Below are 13,509 nucleotides of genomic sequence, written 5' to 3'. Positions count from 1 at the left end.
GTGTCCTCGACAACAGTCGCACCAACGCGGCTCAACAAAAAAAAGGGGTTCTGAAATGAGTATAAAATCCTGGCTGCTTGGCAGCCTCATCGCCAGTATTGCCGTCTTTCCGGCCGCCGCTGAATATCCGGAAAAGCCGATCGAAATGATCGTCGCTTTCGCGCCCGGCGGCGGTACAGATGTCGCTGCACGCTCGATCGCGCTGTTCATGGAAAAACACCTGGGCAATGGAGCCAGCATCGCCGTCATCAACAAACCGGGCGCCGGTGGAGAAATCGGTTGGACGACGCTCGCCCGCGCCAATCCGGACGGTTACACGATCGGGATGATCAATCCGCCGGCCTTCAACGCGCTCGTCGTGGAAGGCAAGGCAAAATACACCATGGACAATTTCCAGCCGATTGGAAATCTGGTCTACGATCCGGGCATTCTCGTCGTCGGCAAGAACAGCCCCTACAAGACGCTGGCAGACATTATGGAGGCCTCAAAGGCAGCGCCGGGCGCCATCGTCGTCGGCACCTCGGGTGCCGCGGGTTCCTCGGAGCACATCGGCATCCTCAACCTCAATCGACTTGCCGGCACCACCTTCACGCCCGCATTCTTCGGTTCAACGGCCCCGGTTCGCCAAGCCATTCTAGGCGGCCACGTTCCTGCCGCGACCATGAACCTCTCTGAGGCGCTGCAACTGGCCCGCTCCGGCGACATCCGCATCCTTGGCGTCATGGCCGATCAGCGCCAGGCCTCCATGCCGGACGCGCCGACCTTCCAGGAACAAGGTGTCGATCTGATCGTAACCACCTCACGCGGTATCGCGGCGCCCGCGGGTGTCCCGCCTGAAATGGTTGCCCGGCTTGAGGCCGCACTCGACGCGGCGCTGAAGGATCCCGACTATTTGGCGTCGGCCAAGAAGGCGGAAATCCCGCTGCACTACCTGAACGCCACCGACTACAAGGCGCTGATCGCCAAGATCACTGCCGATCTCTCCGAAACTTGGAAGGTGACCCCGTGGCGTTGAGCTTCAATCCGACGCACAAGCAGGCGGAGATCGGGTTTGCGGCGGCATTGATTGCCGTTGCAGCCTGGGCCTTTGTCGAAGCTGGCACCTATCCGACGCAGAGCGCGGGATACCCCCGCGTGCTCTGCATCATGCTGGCGGGAGCATCGTTCCTGGTTATCCTGCGCGCTTTACTCGTGCAGCCGGACGACAAAAGCCAGCGCCTCCTCGATCATCCAGGCCGTTTCCTGCTCGGATTTGCCACGCTGCTGACCTACATAGTCGCGGTCGATCTTCTGGGATATGTGGTGCCGAGCCTCGTTGTGGGGGTCGGCTTGCCGGTGCTGCTGGGATACACAAACCTCCGCCTCGTCATTCCGGTCGTTGTCTGCACGATCTCCGTCATTCTGCTGGTCTTTGCAGGGCTTCTGGAGCGTCCCCTTCCGCCCGATCTTCTCGATTTCTTCCTGGAGGCCGTCCTGTGATAGATGCGATCTGGAGTGCGCTACCCAATGTCTTAGATCCCATGAACCTGTTTGCGGTGTTTTTGGGCACCGTTGCGGGGCTGGTGGTCGGGGCGCTGCCCGGCTTGACCGTGACCACGGGCATTGCCGTTCTTATTCCACTTACCTTCGGTCTCGATCCGCTTTTTGCGCTGGGGATGATGGCCGGCATGTACAATGGCGGCAGCTACGGCGGCGCGATACCAGCAATTCTGCTGCGGGTGCCGGGCACACCGGCATCGGTTGCCACCATTCTCGATGGATACGAGATGACGAAGCAGGGCAAGGCAGCATACGCTTTGCAGGTCGCCGTCGTCTCCGGCGTCATCGGGTCGGTGATTTCGGCCATCTCGCTCATCCTATTTGCGCCGGCTCTGGTGAAACTCAGCCTGCTGTTCGGCCCGGCAGAATATTTCTGGGTCGCGATTCTGGGCCTTGCAACGGTTGCTTCCCTGCTCGGGGACGATTTCCTCAAGGGTATCATTGCCACCGTGATCGGCCTCCTGATCGGCACCATGGGGACGGACATCTCGACGGGCGCGGAACGCTACACGTTCGGCCTGCTGGAATTTGCCGACGGGCTCGATATCGTCGTGCTTTTGACGGCTCTGTTTGCTGTTCCTCCGGTCATCCTGATGATCGAGGAAGCACTGAAGACGGGCATGGCGGGTGATCTTCTGAAGCTTCAGCGCCAGGGTTCGGTGTTCCGGGAGTGGAGACGGTTTCTTCCGGTCTGGATGCGAAGCTCAGTCATCGGGGTCATCATCGGGATCCTGCCGGGTGCCGGCGGCTCAATGTCCTGCTATCTCGCTTACAACGACGCCAAACGGACTTCCAAACATCCCGAGACGTTTGGCAAGGGCAATCCGGAAGGTGTCGCCGCTTCGGAATGCGGCAACGGTGCCGACAATGCGGCATCGCTGATCCCGGCCCTGACCTTGGGGATTCCTGGCTCCGGCGTGGCCGCTGTCATTCTTGGCGGGCTTCTGGTGCATGGCCTGCGGCCCGGCCCGCAACTGTTCAGCGAGTCTCCGGATATCGTCTATGGTTTCATGCTGCAGATGCTGTTGTCAGCCTTTCTGCTTGCAATCGTTGGCGGCCTGACGGCCACCCGCGTGTTCGGCCAGGCCCTGCGTCTTCCACGCGTGGTTCTAGCACCGATCATAATGCTGTTCGTGACAATTGGCGTCTATGCGGTGAACAACTCCATGTTCGACCTCTATATGCTCCTCGCCATTGGACTGATCGCGTATCTCCTCGACAAACTGCACTTTCCCAGCGCTCCGATCATCCTTGGCGTCATCCTCGGCCCGATCGCGGAAAGTCAGCTTGCACTTGCGGTGACGATCGCGGGCGGCAATGCATTCGCCCTGGTCTCGTCGCCGATGTCGATGGTCATGGTCGCCCTTACGCTGTTTATCCTGGCAGCCCCCGTCTGGGCCATGTGGAAAGATCGGCGCCGCTCCGCGATCTGAGCACAGGAAGGGCAAGGCGATGCTTGCCCTTCCTATTTTCAATAGCCTGAAATTGAATTCCCAAATCTTATGGGATTATGCGAGCGAGCGGCTGGATCAGCACGGTACAGCAGAACGATGCCACCGAATGGCTTCGTTGATCATGTACTTCGCTATCGTGTTGCGCGACAGCCGGGTGCGCCGGCTGATCTCGCGGATCGACTGCTTCTCGCGCAGTGCCCCGACGGATGATGTTTAACAGTGGTCCCATGTGAATCACTCCGTTGCCCCGTCGCTCACCGCGTTTGGAGGAAGGTTCACATGGCTCAACTCTCAAAGGAAATTATGCGCCTAACCAGCTCAGTTCTGCGTGGAAAGCAATAAACCAAATAGGCTAAGGTTATCAAAAGTTACAAATCTAGTACGCTGAACGATGGTTCGATCCCTCTCAAGGCGGAGACGAGGACGCTCGGCCCAGATGCAACATGTTCTGAGTGTCCGAGCCGAGCATCTCATTCGATCTTACGCAGCTTCCCAAACCTGATTGAGGATCTTGGCGGCCAGTGCGGCCTTGTCTTGCGGAAGGAAGCGGCCGTAGTGCTGCTGCACGACATCGGGCGTATCTTGAATGGCATAGCTCGCCTGCTCGTAGGATCCGGTCTGCTTCAGAATATGCGTCGCAAGAATGTCCCGCAGGTTATGCGGTCCATGCGGCAGGAGGCCCTTGATCGCACCCCGTCCGGTATAGGGATTATAGATGCCGTAACGTTGGATGACAGTCCGCCAAGCCTCGTAGAATGTGGTCGAATTGTAAGCAGCATCAATACTGGTCGTCTTCACCGTCTTGACGAATAGCGTTTGGGGATCTTTCGCACCGCCAAGCAGAACTCCACGATGCCTGTGGATGTAAGCGTCGAGGTATTTGTAGAGATCGAGAAGGTCGGGCAAAATCAACCGGAACGGCTTCTGTCCGAAGAAAGAAGAGCCAGAGTTTTTGAACGCGACCGATGGGATAAGGACCTCCCGCCCATGATCGCGGTCGTTCCAGCGCAGCTCACCGCACTTCATATCCTCCAGCCGGCGTTCTGACGTCGGATAGTGTCCACGGGGGCAGACACGAAGTTGGCGAAGGTTCTTCTGTCTGAGCCCAAGGTGCAGGCCCAGCCGAAGCAATAGGAATGATCTAACGGCTTCGGCGGCCGGTCGTGGATATCTCTTCTCATCCGGCATGTGTCTCACGATCTCGTCCGTGATCTTACGGTATTCCGCCAGCGGGCTGTCCGCTTCAAGTACACACATGATCGGTTCAAATGGATCGCGATGCACGCGCATCACTCGCTGGATCTCCTTGGAACGGTTAGCGGCATGTCGGTGAAACGCATCACAGGCGCCATGCCAATCGCGAGCCGCAAAATCGATTTCTTCCTGCTCAATCAAGCCCGCAATGGGCCTGACATTCCGAAGCAGCTCCGGATGCTGCCGGATCCAACCGACTTCCGCGCGAGATAGGGCTTGGGCGACCATCAGCATGTCTTCTTCCCACTTGGTGTAGAAGCCACGTCGCTGTTCCCGCCACTGCAGATACCAGTCCCAAACGCCAGGGAAGACGAGAAGGCCGAAGCTTAACTGGCTGACTGGCACACCGAAACCCTTCACGACACCGTTTGGCGAGGCAGCAAGCGCACCAAACATCAAGCCGAGGTGCTCAATCTTCTGGGAGGCCGTTTCTTCACCCCAGACGCCGTTCCGTTGGAACCCAATCGCCGTCAGCGTCGAAGTCTTGAAGCGGATGAGATCAGCCATTTCCATGGCAAGTCTCGGCGGTGCGTCGACAATGCCGGAGAGCAGATCAGGGTCATCAAGTTCTGCGGCAACGTTTTGATTGGTGCCGGCCGCCGATGCCAATGACCGAGAGGAAAGAAAACTGCTGCCATAGGTGAGGCCGGGAAATCGGATGGCATATCGCTGCTTGCTGGCCGCCGCCTGATAGCGGCGATATTCCGTAGAGCCGGAAATGATCACCCGGCGCACCCAATCGAGGATCTCCTCGCGCTTGGTAAAGGGCAGGCTGTTGAAGTCTTCGGGCAGGTGCAGTGAAATCCGTCGACGCTCAGCTGGGCTGATGTCACCGAGATCGTGACCATACAGCGAGCGTGCCTGATGCGGCAGTTTCTCTTTGAAATATCCCTCTGAAAGTCGATAGCGTCGCTTGATGCGGCGGAGGATGTTGAAACTGGCAACAGATCGGGGCACGCGCTCTCCGTGGATCCAGGATAGCAGCGTCTTGTTGTCGAAGGTCTCATTCAGATGAACAACGGCGCGGTAAAGCTGCCAATAGGTGTCGCCGAACCGACGCATATGGTAGACCAATGCGTCCTGAAAGCTCGTCGGATCTTCTGTCGCTTCAAATAGTGCTTCTGGGAAAGGGCTTATCGGTTTTGGTGCTGGGCCGGGCGATGTTGACGCAGACCGGACAAAGGTGCCAGCGATCGCCGCGCGTTGTGGCTGTCGGGCGGAGCGTGCGGAAGCTGCCTTCTTGGCGGGCGTCATTTTACCCGTGCTACCTGTCGGCTTTGGTGGTCGTCGTTCTTCGGTAGCTGGTGGTGCGCCGAGCCAGCGGATGATTGCATCCAAGCCTGGCCGGACCTGCTTTTTGAGTTCTGCCGTTAACTCGGCTTCGATCCCACAGGCCTGACCGATCATCTTCCAGTCGATATGGCCATTCAGAAGCGGGGGCGATTTGCGGTAGATGATCAAACTGGCCAGATAGGGCCGTATATTTTCGAACACCCGCCTGGATGCGACTGGAGCGATACGAAGCTCGCAGAATTCCGAAATTTTTTTGCTGAAAATGTCGTGATGAAAGGTCGTGTTTGGTCATGCTTATTCCTTTTCGCTCGGCACCAGTGCCGAGGGCGAGCGGAAATAGGGGGCGCCCATTAACAAAATATGTTTAGGGCAAGAGGTTAGCTGTCGATCGCTGCTTCTTGAATGGAGAGATGCAGATTGTGGTGCTGAGCGATAGACGGGCTTGCAATAGCTCATTTCGGGCAATAATTATGAGCTATAGAGAGGGATTCTATAACTCATGAAATGGAACTGGCAAAACACTAACTGGCCAAACTTCAGATACGATACCGCAAGCCTGATATCGTTGGAGCAGAAATTCTTGCAGTCCGCCGGCGAGGTTATCGGTGCTGTTCGACATTTCAACGATGACGACAGCAACCAACTTCGCATTGAGTTGCTGAGCGACGAAGCGGTCAAGACCTCAGAGATCGAGGGGGAATTTCTGGACCGCGTGAGTGTCCAGTCATCACTCCGCCGGCAGTTCGGGCTAAACACTGATGATAGACAGATCCGCCCCCAAGAGCGGGGGATCGCCGAGATGATGGCGGATGTCTATCGAAGTTGGCATAGGCCGCTGTGTCATGAGGGACTGTTCCGCTGGCATTCAATGCTGATGGCCGGAAACCGATATATTGAAACGGTTGGTGCTTACCGCACGCATGAAGACGCCATGCAGATTGTATCGGGTCGATTGGACAAACCCACTATCCACTTCGAGGCTCCCCCATCTCGTCAGGTTGCCGCTGAGATGGAGACCTTCAGCACATGGTTCAATCAATCCGGGCCAGATGGTCAAACGTCGCTTCAAGCTTTGACGCGCGCCGCAGTAGGACACCTTTACTTTGAAAGCATACATCCATTTGAGGATGGCAACGGCCGAATTGGGCGCGCGCTCGCCGAAAAATCCCTAGCGCAAAACATAGGGCAGCCAAGCCTCATTTCACTCGCCTTCACAATCGAGAAGCGCCGGAAGGCCTATTACTCAGAGCTTGAGCGGCACCAGCGCACGCTTGATATCACCGACTGGGTCATTTTCTTTTCAGAAACTATCCTGGATGCTCAACAGGCGACGCTTGAGCGCGTAGATTTCTTCATCCAGAAAGCAAAGTTCTATGATCGTTTTCGGGACAAGCTGAACGAGCGGCAAGAAAAGGTAGTCGCGCGCATCTTCAAGGAAGGCACGGCTGGCTTCAAGGGAGGTCTAAGTGCCGAAAACTATATCTCGATCACAGATACATCCCGCGCTACAGCAACACGCGACCTTCAGCAACTCGTGGAGATCGGTGCACTGACGCGTACGGGTGAACGTCGGCATACTCGGTACTCACTGTCATTGCAGAAATAATTCGCTACCACTCCAATGAACACCACCAAAGTCATTATCTAGCGAACGGCTGTTCGAGTCCTTTCAAGACCAAGAATTAGCAGCACTGTTCCGGTAGCGGCTGGGCAGCACACCCTTTGCTTCGCGGAACGCCTTGCTGAAATGGCTCAGATTATCGAAGCCAACGGCATAGGCCGCTTCGGTGACGCTTGAGCCTGCGGAAAGAAGCGTTGCGGCGACATCCAGCCGTGTCGCCCGTAGATGGGCATGGACCGACGTGCCGATCGCCAGACGAAATCCTTCCTTGAGACGGCGCTCATTGAGGCCGACCTCGCGAGCCAGCCGAGCGATGGTCCAGTCGGCGCTGTAATGCTGTTCGATCAGCGTCATGGCCGCGCGAAGCCGCTTCCGTTCCTCTCCCGTCAGGGGTTTGAGCGGCGAACCATCGGACTGGCGGGTCACGGCATCGAGGCCGATACTGACGGCCTGGATGGCCTTGCCATAGAGATAGGCGCGGCGCGCCAGCCCTGCGCCGAAGCGGGATTGCAGAACATCGGCGGCGACGGTCAGCAGTTCGGCAGGCGCCTTGAAGCCGATCAGGTAAATATCCTGATCCGGCAGGCTGTGCTCTGTTATCACGGCACCGCCAAGGCGCGCGAGCGAAATACCGCCTAACTTTTCGAGCAGCGGCCTTTCCACACGAATATCCACGATGCTCAGGCGGCGGCCGGCATCGACATGATTTTCGCCACGCGTAACCCGGTCGCAGGCGAAGAAAACGGCAGTTCCCGGCTGTACGCTGAGCGGTTTGGCCCCATCGACTGACAGCGTTCCGGTGCCGTCGAGAAAGACGGAAAGGGAAAAGGTCGGTATCCCTCCGGCGTGGACCGCCTTGCGAGTTTTTGGTGATATCGTGATTTTGCGCTCTTGAGAGTGAACTTAAGAGCGCAATGAGGAACGATGGCACAGGCCATTTTGCTGACGGGTCAAGAACGACGTCGTCGTTGGTCACCGGATGAACGGCGGGAGATTGTGGAGGCAGCATTTGCTCCGGGGGCAAATGTCTCGGCAGTAGCGCGTCGTTTTGATGTTTCGACGGGGCTGCTCTACACGTGGCGGCGCCAAGCGCTGTCTTTGAAAGATGAGCCCGCTTTCGTGCCGGCAACTGTCCTGGACGTTCCTGGCAACGGCGATGGTTGTGCGACAACCATCGTTGTGGACTTTGCGAACGGTATCAAGGTGAGGATTGCGTCCGGGGCGCCTTGTGATCTTGCTGCAGCCGTGATGCGTGCGCTCAAATGATCCCGATCAGTTCGAGCGTGCGGGTTTGGATTGCGAGCGGCCATTGCGATATGCGCAAGGGAATGCACGGCCTTGCTCTGATCGTGCAGGAAGGTTTGGGTCGTGATCCGTTCAAGGGTGACGTTTTTGTCTTCCGCGGGAAAAGCGGCCGGCTGATCAAGGCTCTTTGGCATGACGGATTTGGGCTTTCGCTATACGCAAAGCGGCTCGAGCGCGGCCGTTTCATTTGGCCGGCGACGCAGGGTGGAGCTATTGCGCTGACGGCTGGCCAGATGTCCTATTTGCTTGAGGGAATTGACTGGCGGAACCCGCAGCAGACATGGCGGCCGACGAGCGCTGGATAGTGTCTTTTGGGGCGGGATTTGCGAGCGGGGCGCCAGGAAAAGCTATACAAATCAGTGGTTTTATGATTCACTTCGAGCATGGAAACCGGCTCGGAAAATCCCCGTGATCATGCTGCTGCCCTGGAGGCAGAGCTGGCGATTGCGCGGTTGGAACGAGCTACCGCTTTGGCCGAATTGGCTGTTGCCAAGGCCAAGGAAGCCGATGATCAGGCCATCATTCTTCGCCAGAAAGTCTATATCGAAAAGCTGCAACGGGAACTGCGCGGTCAGAAGTCGGAACGGACGGCGCGGCTGATTGCTCAGATGGAGCTGATGCTTGAGGACGCCGAAGCGACGGCGACCGAAGATGAGCTTGCTGCCGAGATGGCCGTTGCGGCGGCGGCGATTGCGGTCACCGGCTTTACGCGCAAGCGGCCGGTCAAGAAGCCATTCCCGGAACATCTGCCGCGTGAGCGTTTTGTCGTGCCAGGCCCGGTTGCCTGCAACTGCTGTGGCGGTGAACGGCTTCGCAAGCTCGGCGAAGACATTACCGAAACGATGGAGAGCGTACCGCGGAGTTGGAAGATCATTCAGACCGTTCGGGAAAAGTTCACCTGCCGTGACTGCGAGAAGATCAGCCAGGCACCTGCACCCTTCCATGTCATACCGAGAGGGTGGGCTGGTCCGAGCCTTTTGGCGATGATGTTGTGCGACAAGTTTGGCCAGCACATTCCGCTCAATCGCCAGGTCGAACGTTTTGCCCTGGAAGGTGTGCCAATCAGTCTGTCGACTGCGGCAGACGCGATTGGCACGTGCTGCCAGGTCCTGGATCCGCTGGTGCGGCGGATTGAAAGCCATACGTTCGCGTCTGAACGGATCCACGGTGATGACACGACCGTGCCGGTTCTGGCTCTCGGCAAAACCGTTACCGGTCGGATATGGAGCTACGTCAAGGATGATGCTCCGTTTGGCGGTACGGCGCCTCCGTCGGCGATGTTCTATTATTCCCGGGACCGGGCCGGCGAACATCCACAGGCGCATCTGGCCAACTATAGCGGTATCCTTCAGGCGGATGCCTATACGGGCTATGGCCAGCTTTATCTTCCTGATCGAAGTCCGGGCCCGATTCATGAGGCAGCGTGTTGGGCGCATGCCAGGCGACCATTCTTTGCGCAAGCCGATCTGGAGGCCAACGCGCGCCGAAAAGCGCAGGGTAAAAGTGCCGCCGTCATCTCGCCGGTCGCCTTGAACATGGTGCAGCGGATCGACGCTTTGTTCGAAATCGAACGCCATATCAATGGCCGCACTCCCGATGAGAGAAAAGCAATCCGCCAGCAGTTGTCAAAACCGCTGATTGACGACATGGAGATATGGATACGCGAACACCGCGCCAGGTTGCCGCGCGACAATGACTTGGCAAAGGCATTTGACTATATGCTGAACCGCTGGGAATCCTTCACCCGCTTCCTGGACGACGGCCGTATCTGCCTGTCGAACAATTGCGCGGAGCGCTCTCTGCGCGGTGTGGCGCTCGGACGAAAAGCCTGGCTATTTGCCGGGTCCGATCGAGGGGGGCAGCGGGCGGCGTCCATGTACAGCCTGATCGTCACCGCGAAGATGAACCGCATTGACCCACAGGCCTGGCTTGCCGATGTTCTCGCCCGCATCGCCGATCATCCAGCCAGCCGTCTTGATGAGCTTCTCCCCTGGAATTGGCGGAAAACCGCAACATCGCCACTGAGGCAGGCGGCCTGATGGCTGGTCCTCTCGTTCGCTTGAAGGTCACGCTCGATGACGTTGACCCCTTGGTGATGCGCCGCGTTGTCGTGCCATTCCGCATTCGGCTGGACCGGCTTCATGAGATCCTTCAGGAGGCCTTCGGCTGGACCAACAGCCATCTGTATGAGTTCAGGATCCGTGACATCGGCTTCGGCCTGCCTGATGACGGCTTTGGTGGTCCCATCGATGCACGCAAGGAAACGCTTCTTGCTGCCATCGAAGATATTGGCGCGAAGTCATTCAAGTATCTCTATGACTTCGGCGACGGCTGGACGCACTCTGTGAAAATCGAAAAGATCTTTCCGGCGACCGCCGGCTTCGAAGATCCATTCCTTCTCGAGGTTGTCGGACGGTGTCCACCGGAGGATGTCGGCGGTCCCTGGGGCTATCAAGAGTTCCGCGAAGCCATTGCGGACACCAACCATGAGCGTCACCACGAACTTGTCGAATGGTGGGGCCACGCACACTACGATCCGGGCGATGTCGACGCCGCCAATCTCCGCAAAAACGTCGAGGCTCTAGCCGCAAAGTGGAAGCGCCGATCGCGCAAGAAAAGCTGACCTGCGGTCCTCGGCGAATGCTTACAAAGGTCGCGGGTCCCTCGGGCCGGAAAACCAGATCCTCAGGCAGCGTCACGTCGATCGTATAGATGGTGACGTCGTCGCCGGGCTGCTCTATCCGCGTCGCCTCCCGCCAGCCAAGCTGGTCGATCTCAGCATCGACGCATGTCTTCCAGCTGGTCGAGTCCTGCATCGCAACGGCATCTGCCCTTTCCTTCACCGAAGTCTCGATGCAGCTCATGCCTTTGTCCTTTTCGTGACCGTTTTTAGTCCGGATTCCGTCAATTCGCGTCCGGAAAACGTTAGCCTTTGCATTTGTTAACTGGAATACGGAACTCAAGTTTATTTCGCAGGCATTGGGGATTCAATATGTTGCGCGGTAGAAAAATGGCCTTGACGGCATCGGTGTGCCTTCTGGCGCTTTCCGGGGCGGATTCTCGTGCGCAGGACGCCGAAGGCGAGACAGTTCTGGAGAAAATTACCATTACCGCCACCAAGCGCGCGCAGGAGATCGGCAAGGTTGATGCCTCTGTCACGGTCGTCACCGGCAAGGAACTTGCGCAGCGCGGCGTGCGCACGGTGGACGATCTCCAGAAGGTGTTTCCCGGCGTCAGCATGGGCAATCGCGGCAATCGGGTCTATTCCAACGTGACGGTGCGTGGCATTTCCTCGCCGGATTATTTCAATCCGACCGTTCAGGTCTATGTTGACGGTGTGCCGCAACTGCCCTCGACCTTTGCGCAGATGCTGACCGATGTGGAGCGGGTCGAGCTTCTGCGTGGCCCGCAGGGTACGCTTTATGGGGCCAATGCCTATGGCGGCGTGATCAACATCATCACAAAGCGTAGCGACGCAAACCGCTTCTATGTCGAAACGAATGTCTCGTTAGACGAACCCTCCGTTGAGATCGGCGGAACGGCGGTGGTGGTGCCGGACGCGCTTTACTTCGATTATGCTGCCAGTTTCCGTCTCTTCTCCGGCGATATCGACGATGCAACGACCGGCAAGGATGACATTAACAGCTCCAATAACGGGTACGGTAGAGCGACGCTGCGTTATGCGCCGACCGGCGGCGATTTTGATGCCGCCGTCAGTTATTCGAAGGAAAAGCTGCTTTCCCACGAGGAACTCTATTCGTTTGAGGCCGATGTGGACGACCGGATTTACCGGAGCGGTCTCTACGGCGACATTCCCGATCTTCGTCGGGACGTGACCACGCTTTCCGGCCAGTGGAATTACTACTTCGGCAATTTTACATTGTCCGGCATCACCGGCTATCAGAAAAGCGATGTGAAGCGTGACTTCTCCGCCGGTGCGGGCAGCCGTTATCAATGGCCGCAGGATGACGAGACGATCTCGCAATAGTTGCGCCTGAGCTATGAAGGCGATCTGTTCAGCGGCGTTGCCGGGTTGTGGTACAGCCACAACGATTTCACAGGCTGGAAAAGCGCAATTGCACCCTATTATGGAGCGTCGACCAACACTATCGTGACAGATAGCGTTGCCGCTTTTGGCGAGGTTACCTGGCATGCGACTGAGCGGCTCGACCTGACAGGGGGCCTGCGTGCGACCTACGATCGCTCGAGCATCGATGCCTTCCGTGCCGATAGCTACGGCATGGGCATGGGGTTCGATTTTGAACGCGATGCTGACTTCACCAGCCTTCAGCCCAAATTCGCTGTCGGTTATCAGTTGACGCCTGATCTGCGTCTGTTCGGCGTGGTCTCGCGTGGCTACAAGCCCGGCGGCTTCAACCACAGCATTTCCTCGTCCATCGACGCGGCGCCCTACGATCCGGAATCGAACTGGAACTTCGAGGCGGGCTTTAAATCCACGCTTCTCAACGGCGATCTGGATCTATCGGCGAGCGTCTATCACATCCGCTCCTCCGACAAGCAGATCTATGTCGGCATGGTCGGGCAGCAGTTTATCCGCAATGCGGGTGAGGCCACCAGCACCGGCATCGAACTGGAGGCGGCATGGCGTGCCACCGAAAAGCTGACGCTGACCGGCAATGCCGCCTTCGGGCGCTCCAAGTTTACCGATTTCACCGATCCCTATACCGGCACGTCTTATGACGGAAACCGCATTCCCTATGCGCCTGATATCACCACCCACCTGAACATTGCCTATGTCCTGACCGACACTCTGTTCGACGGCACGTTGACGGCCAACGGTGCGGCCAACGTTTATTCGAAGACCTGGTTCGACGAGGCCAATGCCACCGGACAATCAGGTTACGCGACCTTCGACGCCAGCCTTGATTTTGCAAAGGCGGACGGGTTTTCGGCAAAGCTCTACGTCCAGAACATCGCAGACACATCCTACAAGACTTCGGGTTATGTGAATGGAGTCTCTGAGCTTGGCACGCTGGGCAAGGGACGGACCTTCGGCCTGACATTGCGCAAGGAATTCTGAGC

At 57.7% G+C, this 13,509-nt stretch carries 14 protein-coding genes; 12 read left to right on the top strand and 2 right to left on the bottom strand.

Annotation, left to right across the window (positions count from 1 at the left end):
- The first annotated feature begins 55 nt into the window (after positions 1-55).
- From AC4CWF_RS19870 to AC4CWF_RS19855, 4 genes are read left to right on the top strand one after another with little or no spacing between them, the layout of a single operon-like run.
- Positions 56-1,015, top strand: a complete 960-nt coding sequence (locus tag AC4CWF_RS19870; RefSeq protein WP_491286984.1) for a tripartite tricarboxylate transporter substrate binding protein — start codon at positions 56-58, stop codon at positions 1,013-1,015.
- A complete protein-coding gene (locus tag AC4CWF_RS19865; protein WP_491286982.1) occupies positions 1,006-1,479 on the top strand; it encodes a tripartite tricarboxylate transporter TctB family protein in 474 nt (157 codons plus the stop codon). Before AC4CWF_RS19870 ends, AC4CWF_RS19865 begins: the two co-directional genes overlap by 10 nt.
- 41 nt (positions 1,480-1,520) lie before the next feature.
- Positions 1,521-2,972, top strand: coding sequence for a tripartite tricarboxylate transporter permease (locus AC4CWF_RS19860; RefSeq protein ID WP_491286981.1), 1,452 nt, complete (start codon positions 1,521-1,523; stop codon positions 2,970-2,972).
- Between the two features lie 19 nt (positions 2,973-2,991).
- Positions 2,992-3,210, top strand: coding sequence for a hypothetical protein (locus AC4CWF_RS19855; protein WP_491287830.1), 219 nt, complete (start codon positions 2,992-2,994; stop codon positions 3,208-3,210).
- A gap of 263 nt (positions 3,211-3,473) precedes the next feature.
- Here AC4CWF_RS19855 and AC4CWF_RS19850 read toward each other — a convergent pair whose 3' ends face one another.
- On the bottom strand, positions 3,474-5,309 hold the full coding sequence (locus AC4CWF_RS19850) for a hypothetical protein (RefSeq protein ID WP_491287705.1): 1,836 nt from the start codon (positions 5,307-5,309) through the stop codon (positions 3,474-3,476).
- Positions 5,310-6,039: 730 nt separating this feature from the next.
- Between AC4CWF_RS19850 and AC4CWF_RS19845 the strand changes: the two genes are divergently transcribed.
- Entirely contained in the window at positions 6,040-7,146 is a 1,107-nt protein-coding gene (locus AC4CWF_RS19845; RefSeq protein ID WP_491286980.1) for a Fic family protein, read from the top strand.
- Positions 7,147-7,209: 63 nt separating this feature from the next.
- On the opposite strand, the gene AC4CWF_RS19840 is transcribed toward AC4CWF_RS19845, so the two are convergent.
- Positions 7,210-7,953, bottom strand: coding sequence for a helix-turn-helix transcriptional regulator (locus tag AC4CWF_RS19840; RefSeq protein ID WP_491287703.1), 744 nt, complete (start codon positions 7,951-7,953; stop codon positions 7,210-7,212).
- Positions 7,954-8,085: 132 nt separating this feature from the next.
- Between AC4CWF_RS19840 and tnpA the strand changes: the two genes are divergently transcribed.
- The 7 genes from tnpA (at position 8,086) to AC4CWF_RS19805 (ending at position 13,507) form a co-directional block, all read left to right on the top strand.
- Entirely contained in the window at positions 8,086-8,427 is a 342-nt protein-coding gene (gene tnpA / locus AC4CWF_RS19835; RefSeq protein ID WP_491281694.1) for an IS66-like element accessory protein TnpA, read from the top strand.
- Positions 8,424-8,771, top strand: coding sequence for an IS66 family insertion sequence element accessory protein TnpB (gene tnpB, locus AC4CWF_RS19830; protein WP_491281693.1), 348 nt, complete (start codon positions 8,424-8,426; stop codon positions 8,769-8,771). The genes tnpA and tnpB overlap by 4 nt, the downstream gene beginning before the upstream one ends.
- Before the next feature lie 78 nt (positions 8,772-8,849).
- Positions 8,850-10,505 (top strand): IS66 family transposase, encoded by a 1,656-nt coding sequence (tnpC, locus tag AC4CWF_RS19825; RefSeq protein WP_491281692.1) that lies wholly within the window; start codon positions 8,850-8,852, stop codon positions 10,503-10,505.
- Positions 10,505-11,089: a plasmid pRiA4b ORF-3 family protein gene (locus tag AC4CWF_RS19820; RefSeq protein ID WP_491281691.1), complete on the top strand. Its 585-nt coding sequence runs from the start codon at positions 10,505-10,507 to the stop codon at positions 11,087-11,089. The genes tnpC and AC4CWF_RS19820 overlap by 1 nt, the downstream gene beginning before the upstream one ends.
- An 89-nt stretch (positions 11,090-11,178) precedes the next feature.
- Positions 11,179-11,349, top strand: a complete 171-nt coding sequence (locus AC4CWF_RS19815; RefSeq protein WP_491286979.1) for a hypothetical protein — start codon at positions 11,179-11,181, stop codon at positions 11,347-11,349.
- Between the two features lie 133 nt (positions 11,350-11,482).
- On the top strand, positions 11,483-12,454 hold the full coding sequence (locus AC4CWF_RS19810) for a TonB-dependent receptor plug domain-containing protein (RefSeq protein WP_491286977.1): 972 nt from the start codon (positions 11,483-11,485) through the stop codon (positions 12,452-12,454).
- Entirely contained in the window at positions 12,455-13,507 is a 1,053-nt protein-coding gene (locus AC4CWF_RS19805; protein ID WP_491286975.1) for a TonB-dependent receptor, read from the top strand.
- The last annotated feature ends 2 nt before the right edge of the window (positions 13,508-13,509 follow it).

The organism is Neorhizobium sp. PAMB6630 (assembly GCF_058242775.1).
This window is presented reverse-complemented; position numbering and strand designations above follow the sequence as displayed.

What these genes read in the sequence shown, in the direction of transcription:
- AC4CWF_RS19845 (WP_491286980.1), top strand. Translation starts at nt 6,040, where the DNA reads ATGAAATGGAACTGGCAAAACACTAACTGGCCAAACTTCAGATACGAT.
- AC4CWF_RS19860 (WP_491286981.1), top strand. Translation starts at nt 1,521, where the DNA reads ATGAACCTGTTTGCGGTGTTTTTGGGCACCGTTGCGGGGCTGGTGGTC.
- tnpA (WP_491281694.1), top strand. Translation starts at nt 8,086, where the DNA reads ATGGCACAGGCCATTTTGCTGACGGGTCAAGAACGACGTCGTCGTTGG.
- AC4CWF_RS19815 (WP_491286979.1), top strand. Translation starts at nt 11,179, where the DNA reads ATGGTGACGTCGTCGCCGGGCTGCTCTATCCGCGTCGCCTCCCGCCAG.
- tnpC (WP_491281692.1), top strand. Translation starts at nt 8,850, where the DNA reads ATGGAAACCGGCTCGGAAAATCCCCGTGATCATGCTGCTGCCCTGGAG.
- AC4CWF_RS19855 (WP_491287830.1), top strand. Translation starts at nt 2,992, where the DNA reads ATGCTTGCCCTTCCTATTTTCAATAGCCTGAAATTGAATTCCCAAATC.
- AC4CWF_RS19820 (WP_491281691.1), top strand. Translation starts at nt 10,505, where the DNA reads ATGGCTGGTCCTCTCGTTCGCTTGAAGGTCACGCTCGATGACGTTGAC.
- AC4CWF_RS19850 (WP_491287705.1), bottom strand. Translation starts at nt 5,309, where the DNA reads ATGCGTCGGTTCGGCGACACCTATTGGCAGCTTTACCGCGCCGTTGTT.
- tnpB (WP_491281693.1), top strand. Translation starts at nt 8,424, where the DNA reads ATGATCCCGATCAGTTCGAGCGTGCGGGTTTGGATTGCGAGCGGCCAT.
- AC4CWF_RS19870 (WP_491286984.1), top strand. Translation starts at nt 56, where the DNA reads ATGAGTATAAAATCCTGGCTGCTTGGCAGCCTCATCGCCAGTATTGCC.